The sequence below is a fragment of the Blastochloris tepida genome (assembly GCF_003966715.1).
GTDB lineage: Bacteria > Pseudomonadota > Alphaproteobacteria > Rhizobiales > Xanthobacteraceae > Blastochloris > Blastochloris tepida.
In genome coordinates this window covers 1,304,015-1,323,103 of the sequence record NZ_AP018907.1, presented here as the reverse complement: position 1 = coordinate 1,323,103, position 19,089 = coordinate 1,304,015, and the positions used below count along the sequence as shown (strand labels likewise).

Here is a 19,089-nt window from a genome sequence, read left to right as displayed (position 1 = left end):
CGCATCAGGCGCGCGAATGGTACTCTGAAATCCCCCGACACACCCGGACCCACACAATATTGGGTTTCAGCGGATTACTTCTCGGCGTTCTCGGTTTCGGCCTGTGGGGCGGAACCGCGCCGATCGCCGGCGCCGTGGTGTCGAACGGCGCCTTCGTCGCCACCGGACAGAACCGGATCGTGCAGCACCTCGAAGGCGGCGTGATCAGCAAGATCTATGTCAATGAAGGCGATATGGTCAAACCGGGCCAGACTCTCGTCCTGCTCGACGACACCACGCCGAAGGCGGAGCTGCGCCGCCTCGAATTGCGGCAGGCGCATCTGGTCGCGACGATCGCCCGCCTGCAGGCCGCGAGCGAGGAGCGCGAGACCTATGTCGAGCCCGAGGAGCTGACCCGGGTCACCGACGACCCCGACATCCTGAAGATCCGCGGAACGCAGCGGCTGCTGTTCGAGGCGCACCGCAAGAGCATGGACAGCGAGATCGCCGCGCTCAAGGACGGCATCAATGCGCTGCAGGAGCGCATCGACGGCACCAACACGCAGCGCAAATATGTGAAGGCGCAGCTCCTGCTCATCGAGGAGGAACTCGCCGGCAAGCAGAAGCTGCTGGAATCGGGGTTCATCCGCAAGCCGGAATATCTGGCCATCGCCCGCGCCAAGGCCAATCTCGAAGGCGAGATCGGGCGGCTGACCGGCGAGATCGGCGACGCCCGCGAGCGCATCTCGCGCTCGCAGGAGCAGATCCAGGGCATCCGCAGCAACTTCATCAAGACGGCCGTCGACCAGATGCACCAGTCGAATGCCGAGCTCTATGACGTGCGCGAGCGCCTGCGCGCCGCCCACCGCGTGCTGGAGCGCATCGCCGTCACCGCGCCGGTGCGCGGCGTCGTGGTGAAGAAGCGCTACCACACCGTCGGCGGCGTCATCGAGCCCGGCAAGAACATCCTGGAGATCGTGCCGCTCGACGAAGAGCTGGTCATCGAGGTGCGGGTGCGGCCGCAGGACATCGACCACGTCAAGCTCGGCCAGCCGGCCTCGGTGCGCCTGACCTCGCTCAACCGGCGCACCACGCCGATGGTGGCCGGCGAGGTGGTCTACGTCTCCGCCGACGCGGTCCAGGACGAGACGCGCGGCCACACGCCGCTTTCGACCGCCGACGTCTATGTCGTGCGCGTCCGGCTCGACGCCGTCGAGGCGGCGGCGATCGAGGGGTTCAGCCCGACGCCCGGCATGCCGGCGGAAGTGTTCATCAAGACGGCCGAGCGGACGTTCTTCGAATATCTGATGCGGCCGATCCACGACAGCCTGCAGCGTGCGTTCCGGGAGTCCTGACGCCATGCATATCGACGTCATCGACAGCGGATCGGCCCTGGTGGAGCTGCGGGAATCGTGGAACGAGGTCTATGCGGCCGATCCGGAGGCGCATTTCTTCCTCTCCCACGGCTGGCTGATCAACTGGCTCGATGCCGCCCGCAGCCCGTGGTTCGTCCTCGCCGCCCGGCCGAGCGCGGATCATCCGCGCCACGTCGCCTATCTGCCGCTGCGCTTCACCAACAAGAAGGACAAGGACGGCACGGTGCGGCGCCAGTTCACCATGGCCGGCAGCCGGCTGTCGGACTACACCGGCTTCCTGTGCCGGCCCGAATATGAGGAGCTTGCCATCCCGGCGTTCGCCCATCACCTGAAGGCGCTCGACTGGGCCACATTCCAATTGGAGAACATCCGCAACGCGCCGCGCCGGCTGGAGCTGTTCACCGCGTGCTTCGAGAGCGACGTCTACGCCTCCAAGCACATAGAGCATATCGACCGCGTCGACGGCACCAACCACAATCTCTGCCCGCTGACCGAACTTCCCGACACCTGGGACGCGTTCCTCGCCACCAGGCTCAGCGCCAACACGCGCCAGAAGCTGCGGCGCTTCCTGCGCGTCGTCGAGAGTCCCGACTCGGGCTTCCGCTTCACCTTGCCGGACGAAGCGACCATCGACCGCGACCTCGACGTGTTCCTGAAATTCTGGGACACGCGCTGGCGCCCCCGCAAGGGCGCCAAGACCGACGACATCGTCGCCATGAACCGCAACATGCTGAGGCGCTGCTTCAATGAGGGGACGCTGTTCCTGCCCATGCTGTGGCAGGGCGAGCGGCCGCTCGGCGGGCTGGCGAGCTTCCTCGATCCGGTCAAGCGCGCGGTGCTGTTCTACATGGCCGCGCGCGACGAGTCGTTCGACAATCCGCCGCCCGGCCTGATGCTGCACGCCTTCAGCATCCGCCGCCTCATCGCCGAAGGCTTCCGGATCTATGATTTCCTGCGCGGCAACGAGCCCTACAAATATTCGTTCGGCGCCGTGGACCACCACGTCGTCCACATCGCGCTGAGCCGGCAGAGCCTGGACGAGCGGACCCGCGCCGCCGAGTTCTCCGCGATGTTCAAGACGGCAACCGGCCATCATCAGCAGGGCCGTCTGGTCGAGGCCGAGAGCGGATACCGCGCCATCCTCGATGCCAATCCGCGCCATGTCGGCGCGCTCTATGGGCTGGGGCAGATGCTGGCCGCGCGCGGCGACCATGGCACCGCCGAGCAGCTGTTCAGCGTCCTGGTGTCGGTCGACAAGAGCTCGGCCAAGGGCTGGCTTCGTCTGGCCGCGGCCCTGCAGGCGCGCGAGAAGTTCCAGGCGGCGGCCGACGCCTATCGCGAGGCGATCCAGCACCGGCCCGATCTGGTCGAGGCCCACAACGGCCTGGGAAATGTGCTGGTGCGCCTCGGCCAGCGCGAGGACGCCATCGTCGCGTTCGAGACCGCGCTGCGCCTGAAGCCGGATTTCCTGGAAGCCGAGGTCAGCCTCGGCAACATCCTGGAGTCGCTGGAGCGCCTGACGCCGATCAGCCGGGCCCAGTTCGCGCGCGCCAATCTCGCCCTCGCCGAGCGCCGGCGTCTGGCCGGCGCCACCGGGCCCGCCGCCGCGCTCTATCGCCGGGCCATCGCCTTCGATCCAGCATCGGCCGCGGCCCATCACGGTCTCGGCCTCGCGCTGCAGACGCTGGGCGAGACGCGGCAGGCCGGGCAGTGCTACCGGCGGGTGCTCGAGCTCGACCCCACCCATGCCGAGGCGCGCACGCTGCTGGCGATCGTCGATCCCGGCCGCGGCAAGCGCTTCAAGCCGCGGCCGCAGGTCGGCGCGGTGCGGGAGCCCTCCCCGCCCTGGGCCGTGCCGCCGTCCGAGACCGGCGCACCACGGCTGAACTGACCGGGCAACTGAACTGACCGAACGACCGGCGCGCGTTTCACTCGACGATCAGGACCGGCGCCACCGTCAGGGCCACGCGGTTGCCGGCGATCGGGTGGAACGTGCCGGCGAGATCCTGGTAGCGGGTGAACCGGGGATCGACCGCGAGCGTCGAGCCGGCGGAGCTCGAATCCCAGGCCAGCATCAGCGCGGTGCCGTCCGCCTTGGTGTAGGTGCCCGTCCACTGCGTGCCGTCGTCGAGGCGCGGCGCGCTAAGGCGCAGCGTGATGTCGAACGGCTTTCCCGGCTCGTAGAGGAAGGCGAGGCCCGGCGTCACCGAGGCGCAGCCGGCGAACCGCGTCCGCGTCATCAGCAGGTTGCGCTGCCGGCGATGATCCAGCGCCGTGGCCGGCACGGTCTGCGCGCCGCCATGGCCGAGCGTGCGGCCGTCCTCGGCATATTCGACCACGCCGGCATGCACCGTCACGTGTTGGTAGGAGCCGGCGATCAGGCTCTGGTGGAAGCTGCCGAACCACTGCCTGTCCAGGCCGGAGCGGATGGCGCCGGCCGCTTCGAACTCCAGCCGCGTCATGCCGTTGGCGCCGGCGGCCGGCGTGCCCCACACCCTTATGTCGATATAGCCCGGCCCAGCGGCGATGCTGGTGTTGACGCCCCTGCCGGCATCGGGCGCGATCAGCGACCAGCCGTCGGGCGGCACGCCCGGCGTGCCGGAGACGGCGCCCAGGGCTTCGGGATTGCGGATGCGGTTGGCGGTCTCCTGCCGCGCCACCGGTGAGACCGGCGTCGCGCCGATGAACTGCGTCGCCATCAGCCTGTAGGTGAGGCCGGCCGGATTGAGGCCGGTTCCCTGCCCGTCATCCGACCATTGCCACAGCATGCCGTGCCCCCGGTTGTCGTAGGAGTACCAGTAGGACCGCCCGACCCCGCCGGCCTGCATCAGCATGGTGGCCTTCACCGCAAACTGCCCCGTCAGCTCCCAGTTCTTGGGCGTGGACTGGTCCAGAACATCCTCGCGGGAGGTGCCCTTCACCGACCACACCGCAAGCCCGCCCTCGGTGTTCCACACCCCTTCGAGGCCGAAGGTGGCGGCGATGTTCCAGTATTTCTGGATGTCGATGATCGTCTGCTCGCCGAGCAGCTCGTAGCGCTGCGGATCGACCACCCCGCCCGCCATCAGGGTCTTGTAGTCGCCGAGCGAGAACCAATGGAACGGATAGGCGTGGTAGGCGACGATGTCGGCGCAGGGATCGCCGGTGCTGCAGCGGGAGAGGAAGTCGATCGTCCACTCCACGCCATCGTTCTCGTTGCCCCACGGCCCGGAATAGACGCCGGGGGTGAGAATCTTGGCGCTGGGGTCCGCCGCCTTGATGATGCGGTAGGCGCGGCGGGCGAGATCGACCATGGTCGCCATGTCGCCGCGCCAGAAGCCGTTATCGTTCGGCTCGTTCCAGATCTCCCAGTATTTCACCCGGCCGGCCGCCTGCCGCACGACGGCGGAGACCCAGGCCTCCCAGTCGGCCATGTCGCGCGGCGGGTAGCAGGTGCCGTAATTCCCGTCCGGGCAGAACACGTCCGGCCGGCTGGAGGCCCAGCGCGGCATATAGAGGCCGAGATTGAGCAGCAGATCGGCGTCATGCGCCTGGAGGCGGGCCAGCCGCTCCTCCAGCCCCCGCCAGTCGAACACCCCCTTGCTTGGATTGAGCGCGATCCAGTTCGGCCCCGGATTGCCGCGATGGGAGCCGACCGGCAGGTCCGGCCACTCCTTCGAATGGCCCTGGTTGTGCATGCCGAAGAACGCACGCGGGATCGGCGCCAGGGAGATCGACGACTGCGGGCTCGGCGCAGGTGGGGTCGGCGCAGGCGGGGTCGGCGCTTGCGCCGCCGCCGGCACGCACGCCCAGGCGAAGAGAAGCGGAACGGTCCAGCGAAGCGTCGTCCAGCGAAGCGTCATCCAGCGCAACGTCATGGCGCCCCCGCAATGATGAATACCGGCGACAGGGTGAGCGGAACGCTGTTGCCGGACACCGGATGGAACGCTCCGGCCAGATCCTGATACTGGGTGTAGGCAGGATCGACCGTCAGCGTCGAGGTTGCACCGCTGCTGTCCCAGGCCAGGATGAGCGACGAGTTGTCCGGCTTGCTGTAGGTGCCGATCCACCGGGTGCCATCGTCGAAATGCGGCGAACTCAGCCGCAACGTGATGTCGAAGGCCTGACCCGCGACCTGCTGAAACGCCACGACCGGCACGAGAGAGGCCGTCGCCGGGTATCGCGTGGGCGTCATGAAGAGGTTGCGCTGCAGAGTGTGGTCGAGCGTCGTCGGCGGAACGGTCTGGGCACCGGAATAGGTCAGCGGTCCGCCGGGAGAAAACTCATAGACGCCGACATGGACCTGGACATTGTCGAGCGACCCGCCGACCAGACGCTGGTTGAAGCTGCCGAACCACTGCTTGCCGAGGCTGGAGGCAATGACGCCCGCTTCCTCGAACAGAACATAGGTCAGGCCATTGTAGCTGGGCGTCCCCCACACCCGGATATCGACGTATCCCGTCCCGACCTCGACCACGGCCGTGTTGACACCGGGATCGGTCTTGTAGACGGACCAGTGCGTGGGCATCGTGCCGGGCTGCCCGACGACGGCGCCCGAAGCCGTGGGATTGCGGATGGCATTGGCCGTTTCCTGCCGCGCCACCGGCGAAACCGGCGTGGCACCATTGAAATGTGCGGCCATCAGACCATAAGCGACACCAGCCGGGTTGAGGGCGGTTCCTTGCAGATCGTCCGACCACTGCCACAACAAACCGGTGAGCCGATTGTCATAGGCGTACCAATAGGACCGCCCGACTCCCCCAGCCTGCATCAGCATCGTCGCTTTGACCGCGTACTGGGCCATGAGATCCCAGTTCTTGACGGTCTGGGGATTAGCCACATCGTAAATTGTCGCGTTTGGTATGTTGGTCCAAACACCGAGTCCGCCTTCGGTGTTCCACACCGCTTCGAGCCCGAAAGTGGCGGCAATATTCTTGTACTTCTGGGGATCGATTATGCTCTGCTCCGCCATTAGCGGAAAAGCCTGCGGGTCGATCACACCCTGCGCAATCAGTGCCCCAGCATCGCCAAATGAAAAATCATAGCTTGGATAGGCATGAAAGGCGACAATATCGGCGCAGGGATCGCCAGTGCTGCAAGCAGACAGAAAGTCGATCGTCCACTTGGCACCGTCATAGGAGCCTCCCCAAGGCGCCGAATAGACCCCGGGCGTGACGATCTTGGCGCTGGGGTCCGCCGCCTTGATGATGCGGTAGGCGCGGCGGGCGAGATCGACCATGGTCGCCATGTCGCCCTTCCACCAACCCAGGTCATTGGGCTCGTTCCAAAGCTCCCAATATTTGATCCGCCCCGGCGCTCCCGGCGCGAGCCCCTCACGGACGTGTGCAACAATCGCGCTGACCCAAGTCTCCCAGGTCTGCATGTCCTTCGGCGGGTAACAGGTTCCATAATTCCCGTCCGGACAATACAATCCCGGCTGGCTCGACGCCCAATTCGGCATATAGATGCCGAGATTGAACAATAGATCGGCATTGCGGGTTTCAAGAGCGGACAACAAGTTGTCGAGCTTCTGCCAATTGTACGTGCCCTCCGCCGGATTGATACCTCCCCAATTTGGGCCAACGACACTACGCCGCGAACCGACATGGAAAGTCGGCCACTCCAGGGCATAGTTGTGATGCATACCAAAATAGTGGGAAGGAATCGGCGATTGGGCCACCGCCGGAACAGGCAAGAGAGATAGACAGAACACAATCGATGCACGCGTATTCATCGCAGGCCTCCGATCGAACATTGCGTTACGTACATTTCATTCAGTCAACAGCATTTGGACATGCGGAATATATATTTACAAAATAAATGGCGCATGTGACATACATTGAACATACAGATGAAATTTCTCAAATAACATGCTATAATAATTGTCTTGATGCATTAATTTCGACAATAAAATCCGTACTGCAGAATAGATCTGCAGCTTCTCGTCAAGCCATTCTTCGGCGGCAAGGTGATTGACACCAAGACCGCATTGCTGCCGTTGCGGGAATTCTATCTTATGGTGCATGTCCGCAAGATGACACGCAGCGTCACGTCTGTTCCTGACGTGAAAAGGCGAAGAACACCGTATCCCTCCGGCGTGGGCCGCCTTGTGTGGGACCTCGCGCTTCGCGGATGCTGCGCGCATAGGAGCGCTCTTACGAGCGCGCGTAAGAGCGCAGCATGAGCCAGATGACGGTGCTGACGGGGCCGGAGCGGCGCCGGCGGTGGAGCGGCGAGGAACGGCGGGAGATCGTGGCGGCGGCGTTTGCGCCGGAGGCGATCGTGGCGGACGTGGCACGGCGCTACGGGGTATCGACCAGCCTGATCTACAAATGGCGGCACGAGGTTGGCGACGGGACGAGCGGGGTTGGGTTCGCCCGCGCGATCGTCGTGGAGGCCGGTGGGACGGCCGCGGCCACGAGGGAAGACGGCGCCGCGATCGTCGTGGAATTGGCCGGCGGCGTGCGGGTTGAGATCGGCGCGTCTGCGCCGGCGGCGTTGGTGACGGCAACCCTCAAGGCGCTGCGATGATCCCGGTTCCGGCGGGCGTGCGGATCTGGATCGCGACCGGACATACGGACATGCGCAAGGGCATGCAGGGCCTGGCGCTGCTGGTGCAGGAAGGGCTCGGCCGCGACCCGTTCGGCGGCGACGTCTTCGTGTTCCGGGGCCGCGCCGGGACCTTGATCAAGGCGTTGTGGCACGACGGCATCGGCTTGTCGCTCTACGCCAAGCGGCTCGACCGCGGGCGCTTCGTGTGGCCGGCCACGGTCGACGGCGCGGTGGCGCTGACGGCGGCGCAAATGAGTTATCTGCTCGAGGCGATCGACTGGCGCAATCCCCAGCACACATGGCGGCCGCAGAGCGCGGGCTGATCAAATAATTGCGGCGACGCTCCACTTTGCACGTCACACCGCGGCGAAGATGTGATTCCATAGGATGCATGGACGCCGATGGTGATGCTGCCGCCGAACTCGCCGCGCTGAAGGAGGCGTTGGCGGCTGAGCGCGCAAAGACGCTGGAGGTCGCCGCAGACCTTGCGGTGGCGCGCGCCAAGGCCTCGGAAGATCAGGCGCTGATCGCCTATCAGAAGCTGCAGATCGCCAAGCTCGAGCGGCAGATTTACGGCCAGCGGTCGGAACGTGCGGCACGGCTGATCGAGCAGCTGGCGCTGGCGTTCGAGGAGCTCGAAGCGGGCGCGACCGAGGACGAACGCGCGGCCGAACAGGCCGCCGCCCAGACGACGACCGTGCGGGGCTTTACCCGCAAGCGCGCCGAGCGCCAGACCTTCCCCGAGCATCTGCCGCGGGAGCGCGTGGTGATCGATCCCCCGGCGGCCTGCGCGTGCTGTGGCGGCACGCGGCTGCGCAAGATCGGCGAGGACGTGACGCGGACGCTGGAGGTGATCCCGCGCCAGTGGAAGGTGATCGAGACGGTGCGGGAGAGGTTCAGCTGCCGCGACTGCGAGACGGTCTCCCAGGCGCCGGCGCCGTTCCATAGCATCCCGCGGGGCTGGGCCGGTCCCAGCCTGCTGGCCATGATCATGGTCGACAAGTTCGGCCAGCATCAGCCGCTGAACCGGCAGGCCGAGCGTTACGCGCTGGAGGGCGTGCCGATCGCGCTGTCGACGATGGCGGACGCCGTGGGGGCGGTCTGCAGCGAGCTCGCTCCGCTGCTCCGCCGCCTGGAGGCTCATGTGATGGCGGCAGAGCGGCTGCACGCGGATGACACGACCGTGCCGGTGCTGGCCAAGGGCAAGACCGACACCGGGCGCTGCTGGGTCTATGTCCGCGACGACCGGCCCTTCGGCGGCACCGATCCTCCGGCGGCGATGTTCTACTATTCGCGCGACCGCCGGGGCGAGCACCCCCAGGGGCATCTCGCCGGCTACGCGGGCATCCTGCAGGCCGACGCCTATGACGGCTACGCCCCGCTCTACCTGGTCGGACGCGCCCCTGGGCCGATCCGGGAGGCGGCCTGTTGGGCCCACGCGCGGCGGCCGTTCTTCGCCATGGCCGACATCGAGGGGACGGCGCGGCGCCGGGCCGCCGGCAGGACGGACGCCGTGCTCTCGCCGATCGCCATCGAGATGGTGCGCCGGATCGACGAGCTGTTCGAGATCGAGCGGTCGATCACCGGCACCAGCGCGCAGCAGCGCCTCGCCGTTCGCCAGGAGCGAAGCCGCCCCCTGGTCGAGGATCTTCATCGCCACATGCGCGAGGAGCTTGCCAAGCTCGCGCGCGGGCACGACCTCGCCAAGGCGTTCAATTACATCCTGAAGCGCTGGGCGAGCTTCACGCTGTTCCTCGAGGATGGGCGGGTTTGCCTGTCGAACAACGCCGCCGAACGCGGGCTTCGCGGCATCGCTCTTGGTCGCAAGTCGTGGCTGTTCTGCGGGTCCGATCGGGGCGGGCACCGCGCCGCCGCCATGTACAGCCTGATTGTCACGGCCAAGATGAACGGCATCGATCCGCAGGCCTGGCTGGCCGACGTCCTGGCGCGCCTGCCAAGCCACCCGGCGCATAGGCTCGATGACCTCCTGCCCTGGAATTGGGCGCCACGGCCCTCGGCACTCTCCGCTCGGGCGGCGTGAGCATGCACGTCAACAAGGTCTCCCGCGTCACCACGATCGCTCGCGTCGCCGAGGACCTCGGCGAAGACGAAGATTGGCTGCACCAGGTCGCCAACGAAATGGACGTCGAGGACGGCATCATCTGGGTCTACGGCGTCGGCGACGCCGCCGTCAGGGCGTTCACCGACTTCGGAATCGAGACCCTGGTCGAACTCATCAAAATCCACAAAGCAAACCCGGCGCTCCTCGGACCTTCAGAGCCGTAAGCGCCCCACCTGCGGCCCACGCCGGAGGGATACAGAACACCTGCATCCGGAGACACACTTTCCCCGAGCCGCTGCCGTCAGGGCGCCTGATACCGCCGCGGTCCGATCGAGCTCGCCGAGCCAAGCCCGGCGATGACCACGGCGAGAGCGCGCAGGCATGCCATGACAAGCACACCGTCACCAGTTCGCCCTCGTGCAAAGGCAGCCGCGTCATGGCGCGGCGATACAGCCGCGGTCCTCAGGGCGCCGGCGGTGTCCCGGCCTCGCCGTCGTCGCTCTCGCCGTCGTCTCCGGCCTCGGCCTCGGGTTCGCGCGGCAGCATGCCGAGGTCGAGCTCGGCGGCCTCGCTGCCGTCCAGCGGATCCTCGTCCGGCCGCAGCGCCGGATCGTCCGAGGGCACCGGCACGGTGAAGCTCGCCGGCAGGCGGGCATCGAGAAAGCCCGCGCCCTTCAGCTCCTCCAGGCCCGGCAGGTCGCCGATCGACTCCAGGCCGAAATGGATCAGGAAGGTTTCCGTCGTGCCATAGGTCACCGGCCGGCCGGGGGTGCGCCGCCGGCCGCGCAGCCGCACCCAGCCGGTCTCCATCAGCACGTCGAGCGTGCCCTTGCTGGTCGAGACGCCGCGGACCTCCTCGATCTCGGCGCGGGTGACCGGCTGGTGATAGGCGATGATGGCCAGCGTCTCCAGAGCCGCCCGCGACAGCTTCCGGGGCTCCGGCGCGCCGCGCGACAGCAGGTAGCCGAGGTCCGGCGCAGTGCGAAACATCCATTTGCCGGCCACCCGCACCAGATGGACGCCGCGCGCCGCGTAGTCCTCGGCCAGTCGCGCCAGCAGCCCCGGCACGTCGGCGCCCGCCGGCAGGCGCTCGGCCAGCGCCGCCTCGGCCACCGGCTCGGACGCGGCGAACAGCAGCGCCTCCAGAATGCGCAGCGATTGCTCGCGCGGCGCCGGCCCGGTTGCCCCAAGCGTCCCGGATGCCCCGGCGGTCTCGTCGTCGGTCGTCAAGGCTGTCGATACCATTCGCTGCACGGCCGGCCCCGTCATGGCGTATCCGCCGGGCGCCGCCGCACCCAAACCGGGGCGAACGGGCGCTCCTGCGCGATGTCGATGGCGCCCTCGCGCACCAGCTCCAGGCTGGCGGCAAGGCTCGAGGCCCGTACCGTCGCCCGCGCCTCGGGCGCCACGGTCCACTGGATCAGGTATTCGTCGAGGCAGGTCCAGTCCTCGGCCGCCCCGGCGAGGCGCTGCAGCAGCCCGCGCGCCTCGGCCAGCGACCACACCTGCCGCTTGGCCACGGTGACGCGCACCTGCACCCGCTTCTGCCGCTCGGCGGCATAGGCCGCGAGCAGGTCGTAGAGCGTGGCGGTGAAGCCGGGCTTGGGCGTCACCGTCGGCTCGGGCTTGCCGCGCGCGAACACCTCGTGGCCCAGCCGGTCGCGGGTGGCGAGGTTCGCCGCCGCGGCGCGGATCGCCTCCAGCCGCTTCAGCCGCAGCGCCAGGCCCGCCGCCATGTCCTCGGCGCTCGGCTCCTCGCCCTTGGGCGGCTCGGGCAGCAGCAGGCGCGACTTGAGATAGGCCAGCCACGCCGCCATCACCAGATAGTCGGCGGCCAGCTCGATGCGGAGCTGGCGCGCCCGCTCGACGAAGCCGAGATACTGATCGGCCAGCGCCAGGATGGAGATCTTGGCCAGATCCACCTTCTGGCTGCGGGCGAGATTGAGCAGCAGGTCGAGCGGGCCCTCGAAGCCGTCGACTTCGACGACGAGCGCCGCCTCGCCGTCCGCGTCCACGGCCGGCGGGCTCTCGAACTCGGCATCGAGCGTCGTCAAATCAGGTCTCCGCGCCGGCATCTCCCCCGGCCATCATAGCCGAGAATGCCGCGCGTGCGCCGCCCGCGTCGAACGGCGCAGGCGGTCTTGCACAGGCCAGAGCGCGCGCCGCCCGCTCGGCCGCCCGCCCGGCAAGCGGCGGCGCGGCGGCGGCCACCTCGGCCATCTCCGCCATCTCGCCATTGCAGTGCAAAACGATGTCGCAGCCGGCGGCGAGCGACGCCCGCACCCGCTCGCCGAAGCTGCCGCCGAGCGCCTTCATCGACAGGTCGTCGGTGACCAGCAGGCCGTCGAAGCCGATCGTGCCGCGCACCACCTCGCCGATCACCCTGGGCGAGGTCGTCGCCGGTGCGTCCGGGTCGATGTCGGCATAGACGACATGGGCGGTCATCGCCATCGGCAGGTCGGCGAGCCGGCGGAAGGCCGCGAAATCGGTCGCCTCCAGCGTGGCGCGCGCCGCCGTCACCACCGGCAGTTCGAGATGGCTGTCGGCCGTGGCCCGGCCGTGGCCGGGAATGTGCTTGACGATCGGCAGCACCCCGCCTTCCAACAGGCCATCGGCCGCGGCCCGGGCCAGCGTCGCCACCGTTTCGGGATCGGACGCGTACGCGCGGTCGCCGATCACCGCGTGGGTCTCGGGCAGCGAGAGATCGGCGCACGGCACGCAGTCGACGCTGATGCCGAGGTCGGCGAGATCGGCGGCGATCAGCCGCGCGCCGAGCCGCGCCGCCGCTGCAGCGTCCTCCGGCGCCGATGCAAAGCGCCGTCCGAACGCCGCAGCGGGCGGATAGACCGGCCAATGCGGCGGCTTCAGACGTGCCACGCGCCCGCCTTCCTGGTCGATCAGCACCGGCGCATCGGCGCGGCCGACCGCCTCGCGCAGCTCGTCGACCAGTTCGCGAACCTGATTCGGCGTCTCAATATTCCGGGCGAACAGGATGAATCCCCACGGCTTTGTGCTGCGGAAGAACTCCCGCTCCGGCGCCGTAAGGCGGCAGCCGGCGAGACCGGCGATGAAGGCGCGCACAGGCATCGATCAGATCCGGATGGAACAACAGGAAAACGCCGGGACCACCCCGCTGGCGGTCCCGGCTGCATGATATAAGCGACATGCCGAAGCGAATTCGTCAGTTGCGCTGCTGCACAATACAGTCGCCGCCGGCCGAGCGCAGGTTGCTGCACAGGTCGTTGGCCTGCTCACGCGTGGCGAACGGCCCGATATGGGCGCGGTAGAACGTACCGCGATCACCCAGATTGACCTTGCGCACGCTGGTCGGCTGCCCTGCCAGGACGTCGCCATACTTGCTCTGCACCGAACGCAGCGCCGCCTGAGCTTCGGCCTCCGAGCGGGCGGCCGACACCTGCACCACGAACCCGCCATTGGCCGGAATCGCGGCCGTTCGCTGCGGCTGCACCGGCGCAGGTGTCACCGGGCGCGGGGTCGCCGGCTGCGGCTGCACCGCCAGCGGCTGGACGGGCGCGGTCTGGACCGGCGCCGCCGGCGTGGTGACTGGCCGGGCCGGCGTGGTGGTGGTGGCGACGGGGCCCGGCGCGCTCGGCACCACGGTTCCGTCCGAACGGACGGTCATCGTGCGGACCTTGCGCGGCTCGTTGCCGCCGGGGTCGACGCCGCCCGGCAGCACCACACGCGGCTGGCCGGGACGTCCCAGCTCGACCGGCTGTTCCTCGCGCGACACCACGTTCTCGTTGCCGGAGCTGGCCGCACCACCGACCCGGTCATAGATCAGCTTCTGATTGCTCGTATCCTGCGGTCCGGACGGCGCCACCTTGTTGGGGCCCGCGTCGGCCTTGATCGTCGGCGGCTCGCCGCCGCCGACCAGCGCGCGATAGCCGAACACCGCGCCGGTTCCCACCGCTGCGAGGCCGATGACGCCGCCGACCAGCATGATGATCAGCCGCGACCGGTTGCGCTCGGGCAGTCCGCCGAGCCCCTCCCCGTGCGGCGGCATGTCGCCGTCCTCGGAATAGTAGGGATCATAGGCCGGCTCCTCGGCCCCATAGTCGCGGTCGTACTCGGCGACATCCTCGTGCCGGCGGTACGGATCGTTCCGGTAGTAGGTCTGGTCGGCCGCGGTCTGACGCGGCGCAGCGGCTGCAGGCGCAGTATAGGCCGGAGTGGACGGCGTGTAGGCCGGCGCAGCACCCGGGTCGGCGGCGGCCGGCGCACTCCTGGGCTGGGCGGCGTAGGCACCGGCGCCCTGGCTGGCGGCCCGCCCGCCCGCGCCATAGGCCTGGCTGCCTGCGCCGTAATCGTAGCGCTCGGATTCGCTCCGGCCGTACTCGGGTTTCGAGTAGTCCGACTTGGCGTAGTCCGTCTTGGAATAGTCCGTCTTGGAATAATCCGGTTTGGCAGCCTCGGCCTTACCGACAGCCTGGGACGGGCGCGACAGCCGCTCGAACGCCTGGGCGGCCGCGGCAGACGCGCGCGGCGATTCCTCCGCCACCGGCGGCGGCGCGGGTTCCGCCTTGTCGAAATCCTTGAACGGATCTTCCTGCCCGATCAGCCGGGCGAGCTCGGCCAACGGATCCTCGATGCGATCCGGCCGGCCCGTTCCCGAGCCGGCGCGTTGCGCTTCGTCATGGCCTTCGGCCGGATAGCGATAGCGAGATTCGGCCATATGCACGCGACCCTTCTCTCCCGGCATCCGCACCCTCGGTCTCGCGCAGGCGCGGGAACAACGACGAAGGCCGGACGGACGATCAGCGCATCTCCTCGACAGGCTCGACACCGAGGATTTGCAGGCCGGCACCGAGAACCGCGACCACACCTCGGACGAGCGCCAAGCGCGCCCCTGTTATTAAGGTATCATTTTCAATAATAAAGCGTAAATGTGGCGCATCCTTGCCTTTGTTCCATTGGGCATGCAAGGCGCTGGCCAGATCGTAAAGATAGAACGCAATGCGATGCGGTTCGTGATGCACGGCCGCCTGCTCGACAATGCGCGGCCAGATCGCGATCTGCTTGATGATGTCGATCTCACCGGAATCGGTGAGCTTGCTCAAATCGACTCCACTCAAACCTTGCTCCGAAACATCCAGCGACGGCATTGCCGCCTGAACATTACGGAAAACCGAGTGGCAGCGCGCATTGGCATACTGGACATAGAAGACAGGGTTGTCGCGCGACTGCTCGATCACCTTGGCCAGATCGAAATCCAGCACCGCATCATTCTTGCGGTATAGCATCATGAACCGGACGGCATCGCGCCCGACTTCATCGACCACATCGCGCAGGGTGACGAAATCACCGGAGCGTTTCGACATCCGTACCGGCTCACCACCACGGAACAACCGGACGAGCTGACACAGCTTGACGTCGAGCGCAGCCTTGCCGCCGGTGATCGCCGCCACCGCCGCCTGCATGCGCTTGACGTAGCCGCCATGGTCGGCTCCCCACACATCCACCAGATCGGTGAAGCCGCGTGTGAACTTGTCAAAGTGGTAGGCGATGTCGGATGCGAAATAAGTGTAGCTGCCATCCGACTTCTTCAAGGGGCGATCGACATCATCGCCGAACGCGGTGGAGCGGAACAGCGTCTGCTCGCGATCCTCCCAGTCCTCGGGCGGCGCGCCCTTGGGCGGCGGCAGCCGGCCCTCGTAAATGTGCCCGGCCGTCTCCAGCGCGGCGATGGCCTCGGCCACCCTGTCGGTGGCGCCGCTGGTCAGCGTCCGCTCCGAGAAGAACACTTCGTGGCGGATATTGAGGGCAGCCAGATCCTCGCGGATCGCCGCCATCATGGCGTCGATGGTCTCGGCGCGCACCACCGGCAGCCACTGAGCCTCCGGCAGGTCGCGCAGCGCAGCGCCGTGGTGCGCCGCCAGCGCCTGGCCGACCGGCACCAGATAGTCGCCGGGATAGAGCCCTTCGGGGATGGCGCCGATATCCTCGCCCAGCGCCTCGCGGTAGCGCAGATAGGCCGAGCGCGCCAGCACGTCCACCTGGGCGCCGGCATCGTTGATGTAATACTCGCGGGTCACGTCATAACCCACGAACGCCATGAGGTTTGCCAGCGCGTCCCCGAACACCGCCCCGCGGCAATGGCCGACATGCATCGGCCCGGTCGGATTGGCCGAGACGTACTCGACATTGACCTTGTGGCTGCGCCCAAGATCGGCGGCGCCGAACCGCGTGTCCGCCGCCACCGCCGCCGCCAGCACCTCCGGCCAGATCGCCGGTGCCAGCGTCAGATTGATGAAGCCGGGTCCGGCAACGTCGACCTTGGCGACGTGCGGCGCCTTGCGCAGCTCCTCCGCCAACCTCTCGGCGAGGTCGCGCGGCTTGGCCTTGGCCTCCTTCGCCAGCACCATGGCGGCATTGGTGGCGAGATCGCCATGGCTGGGGTCGCGCGGCGGCTCCACCACCACGCGGTCGAGGTCGAGCCCGGCCGGAAGGAAGCCCTGCTCGGCGAGCGCGCGGACGGCAGCCCGCACATGATCGGCATAGGACGCGAAGATGTTCATGGGAGCTTCGGTATCGGAAAACGAGGGTGGCGCCTAGAGCGTTTTCCGCAAAAGCGGGAACCGGATTTGCATAAGAAAACGCGAGATCTCAAAAGCTTAGAGCGCCCGATCTGACGCAGTCGGATCACGTTGCGCTCTAACGCAAGTCGGGGGTCGAGTCAAAGAAGCGGGCATGCTCGACCAGCAGGAACCGGTCGGTCATGCCGGCGATGTAGTCGGCGACGCGCCGCTTGAGCCGGCCCTCCTCCGCCCCCTCCAGCCCGCGCCGCCACTCCTCCGGCATGTCCTGCGGATTGGCGGCGAGATGGCCGAACAGCTCGCGCACCGCGGCGCGCGCTGCCGCCATCGCCTGCTCCACCCGATGGTGGCGGTACATGCGCGGAAACAGGAACGCCTTGATCGCCCGCTCTTCCACCGCCATCGCCGCGGAGAAGCCGACCACCGGCCGGCCCGCCGCCCGCACCGCCGCGGCCGAATCGGGCGCGATTTTGGCGATCCGGCGGCCGGTCTCGGCCACGACATCGCCGACCAGCTCGGTGATCAGCCGCCGCTCCAGTTCGTGGACGCGGCGGCTGCATTCCAGGCCGGGATAGTCGCGGTCGATATCGGCGAAGATCCGCGCCAGCACCGGCACTTCCAACAGATCGTCGGCGTCGAACAGCCTGGCGCGCAGGCCGTCGTCGATATCGTGGGTGTCGTAGGCGATGTCGTCGGCGACCGCGACCGCCTGGGCCTCGGCCGATGCGAAGCTCGCCAGCTCCAGGTCCTGCAGCGTCTGGTATTCGGCGATCGCCAGCGGAATCGCATGGTCCGGCGCCAGCGGGCCATTGTGCTTCACCACCCCTTCCAGGGTCTCCCAGGTCAGGTTCAGCCCGTCGAAGGTGGGGTAGCGCCGCTCCAGCCGGGTGACGACGCGCAGCGACTGGGCATTGTGGTCAAACCCGCCCCAGGGCGCCATCAGCGCGTCGAGCTCGCGCTCGCCGGCATGGCCGAACGGCGTGTGACCGAGGTCGTGGGCGAGCGCCAGCGCCTCGGCCAGATCCTCATCGAGGCCGAGCGCGCGGGCGAGCGAACGGGCGATCTGCACCACCTCGATGGTGTGGGTCAGCCGGGTGCGGAAATGGTCGCCCTCGTCGAACACGAACACCTGCGTCTTGTGCTTCAGCCGGCGGAACGCGGTGGAATGAATGATCCGGTCGGCATCGCGCCGGAACGGCGAGCGCGGCGGGCTTTCCGGCTCGGCATGCAGCCGTCCCCGGCTGCGGGCGGGGTCGCTCGCATAGCGGGCGCGCGGAACGGGGGTATCGACGGCCATGGCAGCCTTGCGGAGGAAGAGGGTTTGACAGCGTCGCCGCCGCACTTACCTTCAGGCTTCAAGAGGTTGCAACGGCCTCGCGACAGGAACCGCTTCATCATGGCGACAGGCATCACCGTCACCCCCCGCGCCGCCAAGCGCATCCTCAAGGTTCTGGCCAGTGAGCCTGCCGGCTCAGTGCTGCGCGTCAGCGTCGAGGGTGGCGGCTGCACCGGGTTCCAGTACAAGTTCGTTTGCGATCAGCAGAAGACCGCCGACGATATCGTCATCGAGCAGGATGGCGCGGTGGTGGTGATCGACCCGATCTCGCTGCAATACATCGACGGCTCGAAGCTCGACTTCGTCGAGGACCTGATCGGCTCGGCCTTCCGGGTCGACAATCCCAACGCCACCGCAAAGTGCGGCTGCGGCACCAGCTTCTCGATCTGACGAGCAGCCGGCTCATCGTGGCCGGGATGACCGAAACGCCCAACAACGGAAAGGCCCTGCCGGTGCGCGTCGCGACCTGGAACGTCAACTCCATCAAGCAGCGGGTCGACATCGTTCTGGGCTGGCTCGCCGACTGCCGGCCGGACCTCGTGGCGCTGCAGGAGATCAAGTGCGTCGACGACGCCTTCCCACGCGCAGCCTTCGAGGATGCCGGCTACAATGTTGCCGTCCACGGTCAGAAGACGTTCAACGGCGTGGCGATTCTCTCGAAGCTGCCGTTCGACGAGACCATTGTCCGCCTGCCCGGCGACGACGCCGACGAGCAGGCCCGCTTCTTGGAGGTGTTGGTGTCGGCCGGCGGCGGCGCAGTGCGCTTCGCCTCGCTCTATTTGCCCAACGGCAACCCGCCCGACACCGAGAAGTACCGCTACAAGCTGAGCTGGTTCGACCGGCTGATCGCCCACGCCCGCGCGCGTCTGGACCTTGAAGAGCCGTTCATACTGGCCGGCGACTACAACGTGATTCCGACTGCGGCGGACGCCCGCGATCCGGCCCAGTGGGTCGGCGATGCGCTCTATCTGCCGCAGACGCACGCCCGCTTCCAGGAACTGGCTGGGCTCGGCTTGACCGACGCCATCCGCGCCGCGTCCGACGATCCGGGGCTCTACACCTTTTGGGACTATCAGGCCGGCGCGTGGCAGAAGAACAACGGCATCCGCATCGACCATCTGATGCTGTCGCCGGAGGCCGCCGACCGCCTCACCGCCTGCGGCATCGACAAACACGTCCGCGCGCTCGACAAGCCCTCGGACCACGTGCCGGTGTGGGCGGACCTGCGTCTGGAAAGCTGAACGGGAAGCC

Annotated in this window: 16 protein-coding genes; 8 read left to right on the top strand and 8 right to left on the bottom strand. The window is 67.7% G+C overall.

The genetic code is table 11. The annotated features are described in order from the left end of the window. The first annotated feature begins 59 nt into the window (after positions 1–59). Both BLTE_RS06120 and BLTE_RS06115 read left to right on the top strand, forming a co-directional pair. Positions 60–1,334, top strand: coding sequence for an HlyD family type I secretion periplasmic adaptor subunit (locus BLTE_RS06120; protein ID WP_244600138.1), 1,275 nt, complete (start codon positions 60–62; stop codon positions 1,332–1,334). A gap of 4 nt (positions 1,335–1,338) precedes the next feature. After that, positions 1,339–3,246 (top strand): GNAT family N-acetyltransferase, encoded by a 1,908-nt coding sequence (locus BLTE_RS06115; RefSeq protein ID WP_126398503.1) that lies wholly within the window; start codon positions 1,339–1,341, stop codon positions 3,244–3,246. 37 nt (positions 3,247–3,283) lie between these two features. Here BLTE_RS06115 and BLTE_RS06110 read toward each other — a convergent pair whose 3' ends face one another. Both BLTE_RS06110 and BLTE_RS06105 read right to left on the bottom strand, forming a co-directional pair. Beyond that, entirely contained in the window at positions 3,284–5,212 is a 1,929-nt protein-coding gene (locus tag BLTE_RS06110; RefSeq protein ID WP_126398501.1) for a GH39 family glycosyl hydrolase, read from the bottom strand. Further along, positions 5,209–7,068, bottom strand: coding sequence for a GH39 family glycosyl hydrolase (locus BLTE_RS06105; RefSeq protein ID WP_160140535.1), 1,860 nt, complete (start codon positions 7,066–7,068; stop codon positions 5,209–5,211). Before BLTE_RS06105 ends, BLTE_RS06110 begins: the two co-directional genes overlap by 4 nt. A 446-nt stretch (positions 7,069–7,514) precedes the next feature. On the opposite strand from BLTE_RS06105, the gene tnpA reads away from it, so the two are divergent. The 4 genes from tnpA to BLTE_RS06085 all read left to right on the top strand — a co-directional run bounded on the left by tnpA (position 7,515) and on the right by BLTE_RS06085 (position 10,172). Continuing rightward, positions 7,515–7,865 (top strand): IS66-like element accessory protein TnpA, encoded by a 351-nt coding sequence (gene tnpA / locus BLTE_RS06100; protein ID WP_126397727.1) that lies wholly within the window; start codon positions 7,515–7,517, stop codon positions 7,863–7,865. Then, the gene (gene tnpB / locus BLTE_RS06095; protein ID WP_126397729.1) at positions 7,862–8,209 is read left to right on the top strand and encodes an IS66 family insertion sequence element accessory protein TnpB; all 348 of its coding nucleotides are present in this window, start codon (positions 7,862–7,864) and stop codon (positions 8,207–8,209) included. Before tnpA ends, tnpB begins: the two co-directional genes overlap by 4 nt. 68 nt (positions 8,210–8,277) lie before the next feature. After that, the gene (gene tnpC / locus BLTE_RS06090; protein ID WP_126398497.1) at positions 8,278–9,927 is read left to right on the top strand and encodes an IS66 family transposase; all 1,650 of its coding nucleotides are present in this window, start codon (positions 8,278–8,280) and stop codon (positions 9,925–9,927) included. Between the two features lie 2 nt (positions 9,928–9,929). Beyond that, positions 9,930–10,172 (top strand): hypothetical protein, encoded by a 243-nt coding sequence (locus tag BLTE_RS06085; RefSeq protein ID WP_126397733.1) that lies wholly within the window; start codon positions 9,930–9,932, stop codon positions 10,170–10,172. 238 nt (positions 10,173–10,410) lie between these two features. Here the strand turns inward: BLTE_RS06085 and scpB are convergent, their stop codons facing one another. From scpB to BLTE_RS06055, 6 genes are all read right to left on the bottom strand, one after another. After that, on the bottom strand, positions 10,411–11,217 hold the full coding sequence (scpB, locus tag BLTE_RS06080) for an SMC-Scp complex subunit ScpB (RefSeq protein ID WP_244600137.1): 807 nt from the start codon (positions 11,215–11,217) through the stop codon (positions 10,411–10,413). After that, on the bottom strand, positions 11,214–12,023 hold the full coding sequence (locus tag BLTE_RS06075) for a segregation and condensation protein A (protein ID WP_126398495.1): 810 nt from the start codon (positions 12,021–12,023) through the stop codon (positions 11,214–11,216). Before BLTE_RS06075 ends, scpB begins: the two co-directional genes overlap by 4 nt. Continuing rightward, entirely contained in the window at positions 12,004–13,035 is a 1,032-nt protein-coding gene (gene nagZ / locus BLTE_RS06070) for a beta-N-acetylhexosaminidase (protein ID WP_126398493.1), read from the bottom strand. Before nagZ ends, BLTE_RS06075 begins: the two co-directional genes overlap by 20 nt. Before the next feature lie 94 nt (positions 13,036–13,129). Then, on the bottom strand, positions 13,130–14,641 hold the full coding sequence (locus tag BLTE_RS06065) for an SPOR domain-containing protein (RefSeq protein WP_126398491.1): 1,512 nt from the start codon (positions 14,639–14,641) through the stop codon (positions 13,130–13,132). 82 nt (positions 14,642–14,723) lie between these two features. Beyond that, positions 14,724–16,484 (bottom strand): arginine--tRNA ligase, encoded by a 1,761-nt coding sequence (gene argS / locus BLTE_RS06060; RefSeq protein WP_126398489.1) that lies wholly within the window; start codon positions 16,482–16,484, stop codon positions 14,724–14,726. Positions 16,485–16,620: 136 nt separating this feature from the next. After that, positions 16,621–17,799 carry a deoxyguanosinetriphosphate triphosphohydrolase gene (locus tag BLTE_RS06055; protein WP_126398487.1) on the bottom strand — a complete coding sequence of 393 codons (1,179 nt, stop codon included), beginning with the start codon at positions 17,797–17,799 and terminating at the stop codon, positions 16,621–16,623. Between the two features lie 99 nt (positions 17,800–17,898). Between BLTE_RS06055 and erpA the strand changes: the two genes are divergently transcribed. Then, entirely contained in the window at positions 17,899–18,228 is a 330-nt protein-coding gene (erpA, locus tag BLTE_RS06050) for an iron-sulfur cluster insertion protein ErpA (protein WP_126398485.1), read from the top strand. 26 nt (positions 18,229–18,254) lie between these two features. Further along, a complete protein-coding gene (locus tag BLTE_RS06045; RefSeq protein WP_126398483.1) occupies positions 18,255–19,079 on the top strand; it encodes an exodeoxyribonuclease III in 825 nt (274 codons plus the stop codon). Positions 19,080–19,089: the final 10 nt, after the last annotated feature.